General features: G+C 73.8%; 14 protein-coding genes. 6 read left to right on the top strand and 8 right to left on the bottom strand.

The window, feature by feature from the left end; genetic code table 11:
- Positions 1–87: 87 nt before the first annotated feature.
- The 7 genes from moeZ to HCJ93_RS20610 all read right to left on the bottom strand — a co-directional run bounded on the left by moeZ (position 88) and on the right by HCJ93_RS20610 (position 9132).
- A complete protein-coding gene (moeZ, locus tag HCJ93_RS20640; RefSeq protein ID WP_167997246.1) occupies positions 88–1266 on the bottom strand; it encodes an adenylyltransferase/sulfurtransferase MoeZ in 1179 nt (392 codons plus the stop codon).
- Between the two features lie 63 nt (positions 1267–1329).
- Positions 1330–2103: a spherulation-specific family 4 protein gene (locus tag HCJ93_RS20635; protein ID WP_167997245.1), complete on the bottom strand. Its 774-nt coding sequence runs from the start codon at positions 2101–2103 to the stop codon at positions 1330–1332.
- The gene (locus HCJ93_RS20630) at positions 2091–3089 is read right to left on the bottom strand and encodes an NAD-dependent epimerase/dehydratase family protein (RefSeq protein ID WP_167997244.1); all 999 of its coding nucleotides are present in this window, start codon (positions 3087–3089) and stop codon (positions 2091–2093) included. The genes HCJ93_RS20635 and HCJ93_RS20630 overlap by 13 nt, the downstream gene beginning before the upstream one ends.
- A gap of 115 nt (positions 3090–3204) precedes the next feature.
- The gene (locus HCJ93_RS20625; protein ID WP_167997243.1) at positions 3205–4314 is read right to left on the bottom strand and encodes a hypothetical protein; all 1110 of its coding nucleotides are present in this window, start codon (positions 4312–4314) and stop codon (positions 3205–3207) included.
- Positions 4311–6011: a DUF3492 domain-containing protein gene (locus HCJ93_RS20620; RefSeq protein ID WP_167997314.1), complete on the bottom strand. Its 1701-nt coding sequence runs from the start codon at positions 6009–6011 to the stop codon at positions 4311–4313. Before HCJ93_RS20620 ends, HCJ93_RS20625 begins: the two co-directional genes overlap by 4 nt.
- 209 nt (positions 6012–6220) lie before the next feature.
- The gene (locus HCJ93_RS20615; protein ID WP_373563594.1) at positions 6221–7402 is read right to left on the bottom strand and encodes a DUF3152 domain-containing protein; all 1182 of its coding nucleotides are present in this window, start codon (positions 7400–7402) and stop codon (positions 6221–6223) included.
- Positions 7403–8064: 662 nt separating this feature from the next.
- Positions 8065–9132, bottom strand: coding sequence for an alpha/beta fold hydrolase (locus HCJ93_RS20610; RefSeq protein WP_167997241.1), 1068 nt, complete (start codon positions 9130–9132; stop codon positions 8065–8067).
- Between the two features lie 208 nt (positions 9133–9340).
- On the opposite strand from HCJ93_RS20610, the gene HCJ93_RS20605 reads away from it, so the two are divergent.
- From HCJ93_RS20605 to HCJ93_RS20590, 4 genes are all read left to right on the top strand, one after another.
- Complete coding sequence (locus HCJ93_RS20605; RefSeq protein ID WP_167997240.1) at positions 9341–9568, top strand: Rv3202a family protein; 228 nt, start codon at positions 9341–9343, stop codon at positions 9566–9568.
- Positions 9569–9744: 176 nt separating this feature from the next.
- Positions 9745–10413, top strand: coding sequence for a TetR/AcrR family transcriptional regulator (locus HCJ93_RS20600; protein WP_167997239.1), 669 nt, complete (start codon positions 9745–9747; stop codon positions 10411–10413).
- A 144-nt stretch (positions 10414–10557) separates the two neighbouring features.
- Positions 10558–10785, top strand: coding sequence for a DUF3107 domain-containing protein (locus HCJ93_RS20595; protein WP_167997238.1), 228 nt, complete (start codon positions 10558–10560; stop codon positions 10783–10785).
- Positions 10786–11085: 300 nt separating this feature from the next.
- Entirely contained in the window at positions 11086–11355 is a 270-nt protein-coding gene (locus tag HCJ93_RS20590) for a hypothetical protein (RefSeq protein ID WP_167997237.1), read from the top strand.
- Positions 11356–11521: 166 nt separating this feature from the next.
- On the opposite strand, the gene HCJ93_RS20585 is transcribed toward HCJ93_RS20590, so the two are convergent.
- A complete protein-coding gene (locus HCJ93_RS20585) occupies positions 11522–12277 on the bottom strand; it encodes a ferritin-like fold-containing protein (protein WP_206317713.1) in 756 nt (251 codons plus the stop codon).
- A gap of 483 nt (positions 12278–12760) precedes the next feature.
- Between HCJ93_RS20585 and HCJ93_RS20580 the strand changes: the two genes are divergently transcribed.
- Entirely contained in the window at positions 12761–15055 is a 2295-nt protein-coding gene (locus tag HCJ93_RS20580) for a DEAD/DEAH box helicase (RefSeq protein WP_206317712.1), read from the top strand.
- A gap of 77 nt (positions 15056–15132) precedes the next feature.
- Positions 15133–16002 carry an alpha/beta fold hydrolase gene (locus HCJ93_RS20575; RefSeq protein ID WP_167997235.1) on the top strand — a complete coding sequence of 290 codons (870 nt, stop codon included), beginning with the start codon at positions 15133–15135 and terminating at the stop codon, positions 16000–16002.
- Positions 16003–16014 lie beyond the last annotated feature (12 nt).

Genomic DNA, 16014 nt, shown 5'->3' with positions numbered 1-16014 from the left:
CGGGTCCGGGCATGAGAGAAGCCCACGGCGTCCGGGCTGTCCGGAGCCGTGGGCTTCTTCGGATCCGCCAGGGGGCGGATGCCGGGGTCAGTACACCGGCTTGTGGGGTTCGATCTGGTTGACCCAGCCGATGACGCCGCCGCCGACGTGGACCGCGTCGGCGAAGCCGGCGGACTTCAGGACGGCGAGCACTTCCGCACTGCGGACACCCGTCTTGCAGTGCAAGACGATCTTCTTGTCCTGCGGGAGGCTCTCCAGGGCGTTGCCCATGAGGAACTCGTTCTTGGGGATCAGGCGGGCGCCCGGGATGGAGACGATCTCGTACTCGTTCGGCTCGCGGACGTCGATGAGCTCGATCTTCTCACCGTCGTCCAGCCACTCCTTGAGCTGCTTGGGAGTGATCGTGGAGTCGGCGGCCGCCGCCTGGGCCTCCTCGGACACGACGCCGCAGAAGGCCTCGTAGTCGATCAGCTCGGTGACGGTCGGGTTCTCGCCGCAGACCGCGCAGTTGGGGTCCTTGCGGACCTTGACCTGGCGGTACTGCATCTCCAGGGCGTCGTAGATCATCAGGCGGCCGACCAGCGGCTCACCGATGCCGGCCAGCAGCTTGATCGCCTCGTTGACCTGGATCGAGCCGATGGAGGCGCACAGCACGCCGAGCACGCCGCCCTCGGCGCAGGACGGAACCATGCCGGGGGGCGGGGGCTCCGGGTAGAGGCAGCGGTAGCAGGGACCGTGCTCCGCCCAGAACACCGAGGCCTGGCCGTCGAAGCGGTAGATGGAACCCCAGACGTACGGCTTGCCGAGCAGCACGCAGGCGTCGTTGACCAGGTAGCGGGTCGCGAAGTTGTCCGTGCCGTCGACGATCAGGTCGTACTGGCTGAAGATGTCCATCACGTTGTCGGCCTCGAGCCGCTCTTCGTGCAGGACCACGTTCACGTACGGGTTGATGCCCTTGACCGTGTCCCGCGCGGACTCGGCCTTGGGGCGGCCGATGTCGGCCTGGCTGTGGATGACCTGGCGCTGCAGGTTCGACTCGTCGACCTCGTCGAACTCCACGATGCCGAGCGTGCCCACGCCCGCGGCGGCCATGTACATCAGCGCCGGCGAGCCCAGGCCGCCGGCGCCCACACACAGCACCTTGGCGTTCTTCAGCCGCTTCTGCCCGTCCATCCCCACGTCGGGGATGATCAGGTGGCGGGAGTACCTGCGGACCTCGTCTACGGTGAGCTCCGAAGCGGGCTCGACCAGGGGTGGCAGCGACACGGGGACTCCGTTGGTCGGTCAATCAGTACGGTTGTTCCTCCCGTAACACTGCCATGGGCTTTTTCATTCCGAGACACCTGTTCCGATCCGCGAGACGATTTCATCCCAGTAGCCGGGCAGCACCTCCCAGGGATTCGTCTCCCAGGTCTCGGACCGGCCCCCGCGCCCGGTGCGATCGCTGTGGTCGGTGAAGTAGATCGTCGCGGCCCCCTGCCAGCGGGCGATGCGCAGCGCCTCCTCCAGGTGGGGGCGCGGCACTCCGTGAACGAAGTGGCAGAACCGCTCCGGCGGCAGGTCGGCCGTCCACTCGGCGACCTGTGACCAGCGGTAGTCGCTCCAGGGGCCGGAGAAGGTGACCAGCTGGTCGGCGATCTCGGCGTAGCCCGGGTGCGGGTGGATGCCGTGGCCGAGGACGATATGGGCACCGTCACACAGCACGCGGAGCGCGGCGGTGGTGCGCCGCACCTCGTACAGCCTCAGCGCGTCGGCGGGAGGGCGGTCCAGCAGGAAGCCGTCGACCTCGTACCAGTCGAGGTAGCGGTGGGCGTCCGCGATCACCTGGCCGAGACCGCGGTCGCCGTGCGCCGAGTCGAGGCGGCCGAGGACACGGACACCGGCGTTGCGCAGTCGTCCGGCCGCGTCCAGGCAGTGCGGGTCGGGCTGGGCGCCGGGCCCGTCGGCCACGTCGAGGACGACCCAGTGCAGGGGTGTGCCGGGCTCGGTGAGCGCCTTCCACTCGGCCGGGGCGACGAGCGGGTGCGCGATACCGGGAATGCCGAAGCCGGTGCGGAAGTCCGTGCAGGTGAGGCCGGGTTCGGCACGGCTCAGATACGGCATGCCGCCTCCATCCAGATGTCGGCCAGGGATTCCTCGAGGTTGATGCGGGGGCGCCAGCCGAGCCGGTCGCGTGCGGTGCGCACATCGGCCTGCTGCCAGCTGCCGCAGCCGTCGGGGTAGGGGAAGGCCACGGGTGCGGGGTGGTGGTCGCCGTCGCCGGAGCGGGGGTGGCCGATGGCCGTCCGCAGATGCGGGCTGTGGGTGTGGACCCCGTGCGGGGCGTGCACGCCGGGGCTGTCGAGCTCGTGGAGCGCGCCGCCGTAGCCGGCGACCCGGGCGAGGATCGCGGCGGCGTCGCGCAGCCGCACCGCCCGGCCGGAGCCGATGTTGATGACGCCCTGTGCCGCGGAGAGCGAGGCGGCGTGCACCGCGCGCGCGACGTCGCGCACGTCGACGAAGTCCCGCTGGGCGCCGAGCCCGCCCAGTTTCAGTTCGCCGTCGCCGGACTGCATGGCCCGGCGCATGGCCTCGGCGAGCCGCCCGAGCGGGGATCCGGCGGGGGTCCCGGGTCCGGCGGGCGAGAACACCCGCAGCACGACGGCGTCCAGGCCGGATCCGAGGACGAGTTCGGTGGCGGCGAGCTTGCTGACGCCGTAGGGGCCGCCGGGCCGCGGCACCGCGTCCTCGGCGGTGGAGGAGCCGGGCTGGCTGGGTCCGTACTCCGAGCTGCACCCGATCTGCACGAGCCGGGCGCCGCAGCCGCTGCGGCGCAGCGCCTCGCAGACGGTGGCCACGGCGACGGTGTTGTGCCGGGTGAGTTCCCGGGCGCCGCCCCGGGTGGCGCCGGCGCAGTTGACCACGACGCCGGGGTGGACCGCGTCGAGGAAGCGGGTGAGCGCCCCGGGGCTGCCGGTGGCGAGGTCGAAGCGGACGTCGGCGTCGTCGCCGCGGCCGAGGGCGGTGAGCTGCACGGCCGGATCGGCGAGCAGGCGGTCCGCCACGAAGCGGCCGATGAATCCGTTGGCTCCGATCAGCAGGACTCTCATCGCGCGACTCCTTCCGCGTCGTACGAGGCTCCTGGACGGATGGTCATGTGGGGTTCTCCTTCGTCGGGGTGAGGCCATGTGCGGTTGCCGGCGGACGCCCCGGCTGCCGGTGGGGTCATCGGCGGGCCTCCGCGTGGGCGTGGGCCGAGGCTCGGGTGAGCCGGCGAGCGGCGTGGAGCAGCAGGACGCAGGCCGCCGCGCCGCAGGTGAGAGCGGGGAGGGCGGCCGGCGTCCCCTCGGTGACCAGGGTCTCCACGGGGGTGGCGAGGGCGGCCAGGCCGGGCAGGCGCGCGGCGAACACGGCGGCCAGGGCGGCCGCCTGGGTGAGTGCCGTGGCGGTGAGGATCACCCGGGGGGCGTGGGTGAAGCCGTGCACGGTGAGCAGGCGGGACAGGTGGAGCAGGGCGCCCAGGGTGAGGGTGGTGCCGAGGGCCGGGGCCTCGTCGAGGAGGGTCGCGGTGAGCAGGGTGAGGGCGGCCACGGCGAGCAGCTGGAGGGCGACCGTGCCGAGCAGCAGCGGGCGCACCGAGGTGGCGAAGTCCTCCAGGGCCCGGCTGGCGGTGAGCCGGCGGTGGGTGCGGGTGCGGAAGAGGTGGGTCGTCCAGGCGGCGGGGGCGCAGGCCAGCGCGAGGGCGGCGAGGGTCGCCGCGGTGAGCGGCCAGTCGGCGCCGGTGGGCGGGGTGTCGGGGCCGCCGGAGAGCGCGGCGCGCAGCAGCCCCTCGCCCAGCAGGGCGTGGGCGACGAGCCAGCAGACCGGCAGGGCCGTGCCCGGGCAGCGGGGTCCGCTCAGGGGACCCCGGCGCAGGGCGGCGCGCAGGCTGAGGTGGACGGCCAGGGCGCCCGCGGCGGCGGTCAGCAGGCGGGTCTGGCCGCCGGTGTGGCGGAGGGCCACGAGGGTGGCGAGGCAGAGCAGGCCGGGCAGCAGGGTGAGGACCGCCCAGGTGGTGCGGGGCGCCGGTGCGGGCGGTGCGGCCGGGGGCGCGTCGGTGTGGTGGTTGGCGCGGGCGTAGAGCTCCTCGGCCAGGGAGAAGACGTCCCGGTGGCGGAAGCGGGCGGCGGTGCGGTCGGTGACGCCGTGCGCCTCGAGGCCGGCCGCGATCTCCAGGGGGTCGACGGCGGTCTCGCACAGCTCGCGGTGGCGGTGCAGCAGGGCCTTCACCGGGTCGGCGCCCCGGCGGGGGGCGGGAGTGCCCGGCTCACGGGCCGGCGCGCTGAGGTCGGTCATCGTGCTGCCTCCGTGACGGGGACCTGCTCCGGCGCGGCCCAGCGGGGCACGGGGCGGGGCGCGGGGTCGGTCCAGTGGCCGGGGACGTGGGCCTCGGCGGGGCTGGCGAAGGGCCGGGGGACGCCGGTGCGGTCCAGCGGCAGGCGGCGGACCGGGGTGCGGGCGACGGTCTCCAGATAGAGACCGTGGAAGGCGGCGATGTTCTGCTCGACGGTGAACAGCTCCAGCGCGCGGGCGCGGGCGGCGGCTCCGAGGCGCTCACGGCGCTCGGGGTCGCGCAGCAGGGAGACGCACGCCTCGGCGAGCGCCCGCGGGTTGCGCGGCGGTACGACCAGGCCGGTGCCGCCGATGACCTCGACGACCGCGCCGACGTCGGTGGAGACGGTGGCCCGGCCGCAGAGCATCGCCTCGACCAGCCGCACGGGGAAGCCCTCCACCACGCTGGACAGCACGGTCACCGCACCGGCGGCGTAGGCGTCGGCCGGGGTGGGCAGTTCGGGGCCGCCGATCTCCTCGAAGGACACCGGGTTGTCGCCCACGGCGTGCGGTCCCTCGGCCTCGTCGGGGAAGAGCTGGGCGGCCAGCATGCGGCAGTGGCCGAGGTAGGCCTCGCCCTCGGGCCCGGCCGGGCCGCCGACGATGCGCAGCCGGGTGCCGGGCTCCTGCTTGCGGATCTCCGCGAAGGCGTGCAGCAGCGACACCAGGTCCTTGGCCGGCTCGACGCGCCCGACCCAGACCAGGGTGTGCGGGTCGGCGCTCGCCTGGCTCTCGCCCACCTCGGCGAAGGGGGCGGCGTCCATGCCGGGGTAGACCGTGCGCAGCTTCGTCCGGTCGGCGCCGCACCGTTCCTGCCAGCGCCGGGCGTGCGTGTTGCCCGGCGTGACGAAGGCGGCCTGCCGGTAGATCTCGGCGGCGAGCCTGCCGTGGAAGGCGGCGAGCAGGGACCGGACGGCCGGTGAGGAGTCGGGCCGGGTGAGGTAGTGCCTGCGCAGCCGCACGCCGTACTCGGTCACCAGCAGCGGGACGCCGAAGAAGTGACGGGCGAGCAGGCCGGGCAGCGCGGCCGTGCCGCCGGAGGCGGCGTGGCACAGATCGACCGCGCCGAGGCCGTTCTCCTCGTACCAGTCGAGGGTCAGGGGGCGCAGGGCGCGCTCCAGGTGCGCGGCCACGGTGAGCAGATCGGGGACGCGCGCCTCGCGCGCGGGGCGCTGGGCACCGGGCGCGCGACAGGCGCACTCCAGGGCGCGTACGGCGGCCTCCGACCGCAGGGCCGCCGCCAGTCCGCCCTCCTCGCGGGCGAGTTCCGCGAGCCCGTAGAGGGCATTGGCGAAACGGTCCGCCTGATGCGGGACGCCGGGCGCCTCGGCGGTGCCGGCGTCGGAACGGGTACCGGCCGGTGCGGGGTCGGCGGTGCAGAGCGCGGCGGCCAGTTCGGCGTAGTGCTCCGTGAAGCGCCGGCGTGCGCGGCGCCCGTACACCACCCCGTCGTCCTCCGACGTCCACAGCGGCGCCGTACGCACCCGGCTGACCTGCGGCGGCAGCGGGACCCAGCCCTCGTCCTCCTCGGCCTGGCTGCGGCTGAACGCATAGACGTCGAACTCGTGCTGACCGAGCCCGCGCACCAGGCGGTCGCACCAGAGCCTGGCGTCACCGCTCACATACGGGTAACCACCCTCCGTAAGCAGTCCGATGCGCACAAGCACCCCCGATCTCCCGTATGGGGAGCCGCCGTTGCCCCGGCGGCTCGCAGCGGGACGAACGTATGCGGACAAGGCGGTGGAGCGACGGACGGTTGTCCGTCGCTCCACCAAAAGGGGTGAACGGTCGTAACTTTCCCGTGCGGGGCGCGTTTGGCCGCGCTACGCGCCCGTCGGCCGCCCGCCGCTCAGAGCCAGGTGATCACCCGTCAGCTGTTCGGGTAGGCCCAGGGGTTGGGGCGGCAGCTGATGCCGTCGTGATCCAGGAACTTGGTCTGCTGCTGCATCACCGGGGCCAGATCGCCGTCCTTGTCACAGGTGACGTGGCCGTAGCCGAGCCGGTGCCCGATCTCGTGGTTGATCAGCATCTGGCGGTAGCCGAGCAGGTCGTCGCCGTAGGTCTCGGCGCCCTGCGCCCACCGGTAGGCGTTGATCATCACGCGTTCGGTGGCGGCCGAGTCGCAGGAGACGTTGTCCTCGGTGGTGTCCAGACCGGACTTGGCGCACCACTTGGCGGTGGTGCCCGGACTCGCCAGGGTGATCACGAAGTCGGGCCGGCCGGAGTGGATCCGCTCGAAGGTGCGCGCCCCGCCATGCGCCCAACTGCGCTGGTCGTTCAGCGTCCTGTGCACGGCCTCGGCGAACAGCTCGCCGTCCAGGCCGAGTCCCTTCTCCACGTCCACCCGGTAGGTGATCTTCTGCCCCTTGCCGGGCGCCTTGTCGACGCCGCGGATCGCCTCGAACACGCCCGAGCCGGTGAGGTCCGCGCCCAGCGGGTACCTCTTGCTCATCTTCTGCTCGTACGTCGCCGGCTTGGCGCCGGGCGTCTCGCGGTCGTCGCCGCGCGAGGCGGGGCCCCGGTCGTCGCGGGACTGCTCGGGGGCGGACTGCGCCTGCACCGCGCCGCCGCTGCGGTCGTCGGCGACCTGCCCGGCGACGACGACGGCCAGCGCGGTGGTGACGGCCGCGGCCGCGATCCCGGTGAACGTGCGCCCCTTGCCGCCCTTCGGCCGCGCGGGCGCACCGGTGGGCGGCGCGTCGTCGTCCGCCGCGTCCGTTTCGTACGGGTCGTCCGCGGCGTCGGCCGGGGAGGCGGTGTCCCATTCGGTGACCGTGGCGTAAGGGTCGGCGCCCCGGCGGGGCGCCGGCTTGGTGCGCGGGGTGAAGAGATCGCCGGGCTCGTCGAAGGCGTCGAGGTACTCCTGCCGGACGCCGCCGGCGCCGACGGGGTTGCCGGCAGGCGCCTGCCGCTGCCGCGGCAGGGGCGGGGCCACCCCGGCCTGCCTGCCCTGACCGGCCGCCGCGGCCGTCCGCCCGTTCAGCTCGCCCCAGCCGCCTCCGCCTTCCCGCTGCTCCGGGTGACCGCCGCGCACCCGCGGCGTGCCGTGCACGGGCGTGCCGTCGGGGAAGCGCGGGACGCCCTGCGCGGGCGTGCCGCCGGGGAAACGAGGGACACCGTGCGCGGGCGTACCGTCGCCGAAACGAGGGACGCCCTGCGCGGGCGTACCGTCGCCGAAACGAGGGACGCCCTGCGCGGGCGTGCCGTCGGGAAAGCGCGGGACTCCGTGCGCCGGAGTCCCGTCCGCGAAACGCGGAACACCCTGCGCCGGCGTCCCGTGGGGCTCGGCCCCGTGGCCGCGTGGCGTCTCGCGTCCCGGCATCGGGCGCGGCGGGCCTCCGTAGGGCGGGGCACCGTACGCCGGGCCGCCCGGCCCCGGAGACCCTCGTCCCGGAGTTCCTCGTCCCGGCGCCCCCCGTCCGGGAGCACCCAGGACCGGCGTCCCGTGGGGCGGGGTGCCATGAGCCGGGGCGTCGTACCGGGCGCCGTCGTAGGCGCCGGCCCCCTGACCCGGGGCCGGGTACGTCCGCCCGCCGGGCCCGGGACCGGGCGGCGCCTGCTGCGGCCGGGCGGCCTGCGGAGCCCTGGTGTCCCAGCGACCCGTGCCTCGGCGCGTCTCGTCCACGCCCGCGCGGCTCTGGCGCGTCGGGGTCGTCTCCGTGGTGCCGCCCTTGGGGGCGGGTCCACGACGGCTGTGGCGTCCCACGTCGCGCCTCAGCCCCTCACGTTGTCGGCGGTGACTCCGCCGTCGGCGGCCGCGTCCGCACCGGCGGACGCGTCCGGGGCGCCCTTCGCGCCCCGGACCAAGGTAGCCCCCTCGGCCGGAGATTCCCCCGCATCGGCGAGGAGTTCACGAAATGCGGCGGCCACCGTCTCGGGATACTCCATCATCGCCACATGGCCGGCGTCGGGCAGCGTCACAAGGCGGGAGTCCCGGAAGGCGCGGGCCGCCCGCTGGGCCATGCGGAAGCCGACGAGCTTGTCCCGGCCGCCGTAGATCAGCAGGGTCGGCGCCAGCACCCGCTCGGCCTGGCGCCACAGAGCGTGCTGGCCACCGAGGGTGTAGGCGTTGACGAGCCCGCGCGCGGAGCGGGCCATCGCGTCCCAGAAGTACGGCAGTCGCATGCGCCGCTCCATCTCGTGCACGGCGTTGCGGAAGCCCTCCGGAGTCACCCGCGAGGGGTCGCCGTAGCAGAGCGCCAGCACGCCGCGCACCCGCTGCTCCGCGGTCCACTCACGGGTGATGCGGGTGAACAGGGGTGCCACCCCGGGCACCGCGAGCAGCGCCGTCGGCACGGCGGTGCGCTGCACCCGCAGTTCGGGCAGGGCGGGCGACACCAGGGTGAGCGTGCGGACCAGGTCGGGGCGCACGGCGGCGACCCGGGTGACGACCGCCCCGCCCAGCGAGTTGCCGAAGAGGTGGACCGGGCCGCGCCCGGACTCGTCCAGATAGCGAATCACCGCGCGGGCGTGCGCGGTGATCGAGTAGTTGCCGTCGTCGGGGGGCGGGGAATCGCCGAAGCCCGGCAGGTCGACGGCCTCGTTGTCGAGGACGTCGTCGAGCAGCGGCATCAGCGCCGACCAGTTCTGCGAGGAGCCGCCCAGGCCGTGGACGTAGAGGGCGGGCGGCAGCCCCTCCCGCGCGGGCCTGCGTGCCCGTAGTGTCAGGGTGACGCCGGGCAGCCGGACCGACCTGAGATGCTCGCCCTCCCCGACCCTCACGGCGGCCGCCTTGGGCAGCACGTTTGCGGGCGGCACGGACGGCAGCTCGGTCGAAGACATGCGGCAATGTTACGAGACGATCACGCGGTGGTTCATGTGTTCGCCGTCACAGCGCCGGTCGAAAACGGCCGGTCACCGGGTGCGCACCGGGTCACCTGAGGGTCGCTCATCGCATAGCGTCCGGATCGGGTGTCTCCTAGGCTCGGACAGAGGGCACCCGCATATGGCCCCTGCATCACCAGGGACGATCGTAGGAAGGGAGCCCGACATGGCCGTTGACCCCACCGACCCGGAGACGCTCGAGGAAGTCGAGGACGCCCAGGAGGGCGAGGAGTACGACGTCGAGGCCCCCAGGGTCGACGCGGCCGAGCAGCAGGCGGACATCATGCCGGAGCACGACGACCCGCTGACGGGCGTCGACCCGGACCGCGCCAACGAGGCGGACCTGCTGGAACAGGCTCGGATCGTCTCCCTGGACGAGGACGACTACCGCTGATCGGAGCAGGGGAGAGACCGCGTGTTGCCCGCTCCTGCGACGTTTGAAACCGTCCGTGCCGCTTTCGTCGTCGTCCGGTCCGTGAAATTCTGCGTTCTCACCGCGCACACCACGGTTACCGAAAAGTACGATGGCGGCGCGGCTCACACCGCATGTGGACGACAATGGGAGGCGGCGTGACAGCCATCGAGCAGACAGAGGCGGTACGCCCGAAGGGCACCCGCCTGCCGCGCCGAGCCCGACGGAACCAGCTGCTGGGCGCCGCCCAGGAGGTGTTCGTCGCGCAGGGCTACCACGCGGCTGCGATGGACGACATCGCCGAGCGCGCCGGCGTGAGCAAGCCGGTGCTCTACCAGCACTTCCCGGGCAAGCTCGACCTCTATCTCGCACTGCTGGACCAGCACTGCGAGTCACTGATCCAGGCCGTGCGCAACGCGCTGGCGTCGACGACGGACAACAAGCAGCGCGTCCGGGCGACCATGGACGCGTACTTCGCCTACGTGGAGGACGACGGCGGGGCCTTCCGCCTGGTCTTCGAGTCGGACCTGACCAACGAGCCCGCCGTGCGCGAGCGGGTCGACAAGGTCACGAACGACTGCGCCGAGGCGATCTGCGAGGTCATCGCCGAGGACACCGGCCTGTCCCGGGACGAGTCGATGCTGCTCGCCTCGGGTCTGGGCGGTCTCGCCCAGGTGGTGGCGCGGGCCTGGCTGCACAGCGACCGCACGGTGCCGCGCGACCAGGCGGTCCAACTGCTCACCTCGCTCGCCTGGCGGGGCATCGCCGGCTTCCCGCTGCACGGCAGCGACGCCGGTCAGCAGCAGGGCGGCGAGCAGCAGCGCTGAGCGCGGCGGGCGGGCGTCTGTTCCCGTCGGCTGTTCGCTCCTGGCGTGGCCGGGCGGACCGTGCAGGTCCCCTCACCGGGCTAATGTGTGCGGAGTACGGCGCGGTAGGTCGCGCACTTCACTGACCGTCGGAGGGACATAGCCGTGGAGGTCAAGATCGGCGTGCAGCACGCGCCGCGCGAGATCGTTCTGGAGAGCGGTCAGAGCGCCGAGGAGGTCGAGCGCGTGGTGGCCGAGGCGCTGGCCGGGAAGTCGCAGCTGCTGAGCCTGGTGGACGAGCACGGCCGCAAGCTCCTCGTCCCGGCCGACCGGGTCGCGTACGTCGAGATCGGCGAGCCCGCTCCGCGCAAGGTGGGCTTCGGCGCGCTGTAGCGGAACGCGCGGGACACATACGGGCGAAGGGCCCGGCGGTACGACACCGCCGGGCCCTTTCTCGTCGTGCTCTCGTCGTGCTGCCGTCCACTCTCGTGGTGCTGCCGTCCGCTCTCGTCCGCTCTCGTGGTGCTGCCGCCCGCTCCCGTCGTGCCCTCGGCGTGCTCGCGCCGTCACCAGGGCGCGCGTCCACGGATGGAGCACGGAACCCCCACAGGGGAGGATTGGATTCCGCAGGTCAGGGGTAAACCGGGCTACGACCGATGTGAGCAGGCCGGCCATGTGGGAGGGACCCCCGAGATGCTCTTGCAAGCGCTCAGCTCCGCGATCCTCGGCCTTGCTCTGTCGTGGGTGGCCGCCCACTGGTTGTCGCACCGGCTTCCGGCCCGTGCGCTGGTGCTGTCCACGGGGGTGGCCGGAGCCCTGTTCGGTGCCTTTCTCGCGGATACGGCGCTGGAGGCGGGTGGCCTGGCGGCCGGCCTGCTGGGTGCGGTGATCGTCTGCGTGGCGTCTCTGTCGTTGCTGCTGCGGCCCGCGGGAAGACTGCGGGGGCGGTCGGCGACCGCGTAAGGGCCGCCGGGGCCGTCGTACCGAAGAGGGCGCGGCGCACGGACCCGGGGGGCGCGGGGAACCGCGTACGGCGCCGCGGACCCGGGCGCCCTCGGTCGAGGTGAGATGCGCGGTCCTCGCCGCCCCCGGGGCAGGTACGGTCACCCTCTCCGACGAGGGAGCCGTGTCAGGCCGCGAGGCCCAGTGCGGCCATGCGCTTGGTGTGGGCCTCGGTGATGCGGGAGAACATCTTGCCGACCTCGGCGAGATCGAAGCCGTCCGCGACGCCGCCGACCAGCATCGTGGACAGCGCGTCCCGGTCGGCGACCACCCGCTGCGACTGGGACAGGGCCTCGCCCATCAGACGCCGCGCCCACAGCGCCAGCCGTCCGCCCACCCGCGGATCCGCCTCGATCGCCGCGCGCACCTTCTCCACGGCGAAGCCGCCGTGCCCGGTGTCGTCCAGTACGGCCAGCACCAGGGCGCGGGTGTCGGAGTCCAGCCGGGCGGCGACCTCACGGTAGAAGTCGCTGGCGATGGAGTCGCCGACGTACGCCTTGACGAGCCCCTCCAGCCAGTCGGAGGGCGCGGTCTGCTTGTGGAAGCCGTCATACGCGGCGACGAACGGCTCCATCGCGCTGGTCGGGTCCTCACCGATCTCCGCCAGCCGGTCCCGCAGCCGCTCGAAGTGGTGGAACTCGGCCGAGGCCATCTTCGCCAGCTCCGCCTTGTCCTCCAGCGTGGGCGCCAGCTTGGCGTCCTCCGCCAGCCGCTCGAACGCCGCCAGCTCCCCGTACGCGAGCGCGCCGAGCAGGTCCACGACGGCGGCGCGGTACTGCGGGTCGGCTGAGGCGGCCGCCCAGTCGAGGGCAGCGACACCGGTGTGTGCGTCGGTGGTCTCGGGGGCGTCCGCGGCGCGATCAGGCTTGTCAGAGCTCGTCATGAAGCGCACAATAGCCCGCCTGCCGCATCCGGGAAGGTCCTGGTCGATCAGTGTGACGACGACTACGTGACCAAATCGGCCATCGCATGTGCGCGAATCCGGGGTATGGTGGTAATGAGCCTGCTGAGCACGTCGACGTACTCGACAGGCCGCATGTATGAGGATGCCCGGTCGGTGGCCCGATCGGCTCCGACCAGACAGCCCTCATGGACCGTACGGCACCTTGCGTACGGGTTCCGGAGGGGGACACCCTCAGCGGTTCGAGCGCTGGAGCGTAGGCAGTGGTCCCGTGCCTCACGGCACAGCCCGTAAGGCAGCCGACGTCCCCGGCACGGTCACATCAAGACCCCCGCGCTCGCCTCGTACCGCGCACACAGAAGAGGCAGCACCCTGACTACGACGTTCCGAGAGCTCGGGATCCTTCCCGAGACCGCCGAGGCCCTGGAAGCCGTCGGCATCACCACACCTTTCCCCATCCAGGAGATGACGCTCCCCGTCGCCCTCTCGGGCACGGACGTCATCGGCCAGGCCAAGACCGGCACCGGCAAGACGCTCGGCTTCGGCCTTCCGCTCCTCGAGCGGGTCACCGTCCCGGCGGACGTGGAGGCGGGCCGCGCCGAGCCGGACGACCTCACCGACGCCCCGCAGGCGCTGGTCGTCGTCCCCACCCGCGAGCTGTGCACCCAGGTCACCAACGACCTGCTCACCGCCGGCAAGGTGCGCAATGTGCGCGTCGTCGCGATCTACGGCGGCCGCGCCTACGAACCGCAGGTGGAGGCGCTGAAGAAGGGCGTCGACGTGGTCGTCGGCACCCCGGGCCGCCTGCTGGACCTGGCCGGCCAGAAGAAGCTGGACCTCAGCCACGTCAAGGCCCTGGTGCTGGACGAGGCCGACGAGATGCTCGACCTGGGCTTCCTGCCCGACGTCGAGAAGATCATCAATCTGCTTCCGGCCCGGCGCCAGACCATGCTGTTCTCGGCCACCATGCCGGGCGCGGTCATCGGCCTGGCCCGCCGCTACATGTCGCAGCCCACGCACATCCGGGCCACCGCGCCGGACGACGAGGGCGCCACGGTGGCGAACATCAAGCAGTTCGTCTACCGCGCCCACTCCATGGACAAGCCGGAGATGGTCGCCCGCATCCTGCAGGCCGAGGGTCGCGGACTGGCGATGATCTTCTGCCGCACCAAGCGGACGGCCGCCGACATCGCCGAGCAGCTCCAGCGGCGCGGTTTCGCCGCCGGCGCGGTCCACGGCGACCTCGGCCAGGGCGCCCGCGAGCAGGCGCTGCGCGCCTTCCGCAACGGCAAGGTGGACGTGCTGGTCTGCACCGACGTCGCCGCCCGGGGCATCGACGTCGAGGGCGTGACGCACGTCATCAACTACCAGTCGCCCGAGGACGAGAAGACCTACCTGCACCGGGTGGGCCGCACCGGCCGCGCGGGCGCCAAGGGCACGGCGATCACGCTGGTCGACTGGGACGACATCCCGCGCTGGCAGCTGATCAACAAGGCGCTGGAGCTGGACTTCAACGACCCGCCGGAGACGTACTCCACCTCCCCGCACCTGTTCAGCGACCTCGGCATCCCCGAGGGCACCAAGGGTGTCCTGCCGCGCTCGGCGCGGACCCGTGCCGGGCTGGACGCCGAGCAGGTGGAGGACCTGGGCGAGCCGGGCGGCCGCGGTCCGCGCGGGCGCGGCGGCCGCTCCGCCGACCGCGAGCGCCCGGCGCGTACGCCGCGCCGCCGCCGGCGTCTGCGCGCGGGCACGCCGCTGGACGAGGCCGGTCAGGCCCAGCCCGCGGTGAGCGAGAGCACCGGTGAGGCCGAGGACGGCACGGCCGCCCGCACACCGCGACGACGCCGCCGCACGCGCGGCGGGGTCGCGGCCGAGGCGGCACCGGCGGCAGAGGCCGCCGTCGCGACGGCCGAGGGCACGGCCGAGGACGCCGCCGAGGCTCCGGCCAAGCCGCGCCGCCGCACCCGCCGCTCGGCCGAGACGGCCGCGGCGGAGACGACGGCCGAGGTCACCCCGGCGGCCGGGGCGAGCACGGACCCGGTGGTGGCCGAGGAGCCCGAGGCTCCCGCCGCCGAGCCGCGCCGCCGCCGCACCCGGAAGTCCGCGGCCGCACAGACCGCGGTCGACTCGGCCGAGGGCGCCGCAGAGACGGCCGGGACGGCCGGGAGCGCCGAGACCGGCGAGGCGAAGCCGCGTCGCACGCGGAAGAAGGCCGCCGAGGCCGTGGCGGACACCGCGGAGGGCGCCGAGGCCAAGCCGCGCCGCCGCACCCGCAAGACCGCCGACACCGCACCCCTGGCCGACATCCCGGCCCAGGCCGCGACGGACACCACGGAAGCGGAGACCAAGCCCCGCCGCACCCGCAAGACCGCCGCCGAGGCGGAAGCCGCCGCCGACACGGCCGAGGCCACCGAGGCCAAGCCGCGCCGCACCCGCAAGAAGGCGGCGACCGCGGAAGCCGCTGACGCCGAGGCCAAGCCGAGCCGTACCCGCAGGAAGGCCGCCGAGGCCGTGGCGGACACCGCGGAGGGCGCCGAGGCCAAGCCGCGCCGCCGCACCCGCAAGACCGCCGACACCGCACCCCTGGCCGACATCCCGGCCCAGGCCGCGACGGACACCACGGAAGCGGAGACCAAGCCCCGCCGCACCCGCAAGACCGCCGCCGAGGCGGAAGCCGCCGCCGACACGGCCGAGGCCACCGAGGCCAAGCCGCGCCGCACCCGCAAGAAGGCGGCGACCGCGGAGCCCACGGAGGGCTGATCGAACGGTGACGGCCCGGTTCCCCGCGCGGGGGCCGGGCCGTCGGCGTGTGCGGGGCCGCCCGTTACGCTCACCGCGTGACCGCCGACCTCACCGTCCCCCCTTACGAGACCCGTCGGCTTCCCACCGCACGCGGGTCGTTCGCCGTCGTCGACGTGCCCGCGGCCCCGGGGTCCGACGCGAAGGGCACCGCGCTGCTGCTGCCCGGGTACACCGGCAGCAAGGAGGACTTCACGCTGCTGCACGGGCCGCTCGCCGCGCGCGGGTACCGCAGCGTCGCCGTGGACGGGCGCGGGCAGCACGAGTCGGACGGGCCGGACGACGAGTCCGCCTACGCGCTGGACGAGCTGGCGCGGGACGTGCTCGCGCAGGTGGCGGCGCTCGGGGAGCGGGTCCATCTGGTCGGGCACTCGCTCGGCGGGCTGATCGCCCGCCGCGCCGTCCTGCTGGACCACTCCCCCTTCCGCTCCCTCACCCTGATGGCCTCGGGTCCTGCGCGCATCTCCGTCTCCCAGGAGCAGCGGGTGCGGCTGCTGCGGGACGCGCTCGCGGTGATGTCGATGGAGGAGTGCTGGAGGGCGATCCTGGCGATGGGCCCGCCGGAGGAGGTCGGCGGACCGGCGCGCGGCATCGGCGGGCCCGAGCTGCTGCGCCGCCGCTGGCTGCGCACCCGGCCCGCGCAGCTCCTCGCCACGGGGCGGCAGCTGTGCACGGAGCCGGACCTGGTGGACCGGCTCGCCGCCGTGCCGCTGCCGTTCCATGTGCTCTCCGGCTCGCGGGACGACACCTGGCCGGTGGCGGACCTGGACGCCATGGCCAGGCGGCTGAACGCGCACCGCTCGGTGATCGAGGGTGCCGAGCACTCCCCCAACGCGGACCGGCCCGAGGAGACCGCCAGGGCGCTCGCGGACTTCTGGGACGGGATCGAGCCCTCGGCCGGCGGCTGATGCCGGACAGAA

Origin of the sequence: Streptomyces composti (assembly GCF_012034205.1) — a bacterium.
In the GTDB taxonomy this organism is placed as follows: Bacteria; Actinomycetota; Actinomycetes; order Streptomycetales; family Streptomycetaceae; genus Streptomyces; species Streptomyces composti.
This window is presented reverse-complemented; position numbering and strand designations above follow the sequence as displayed.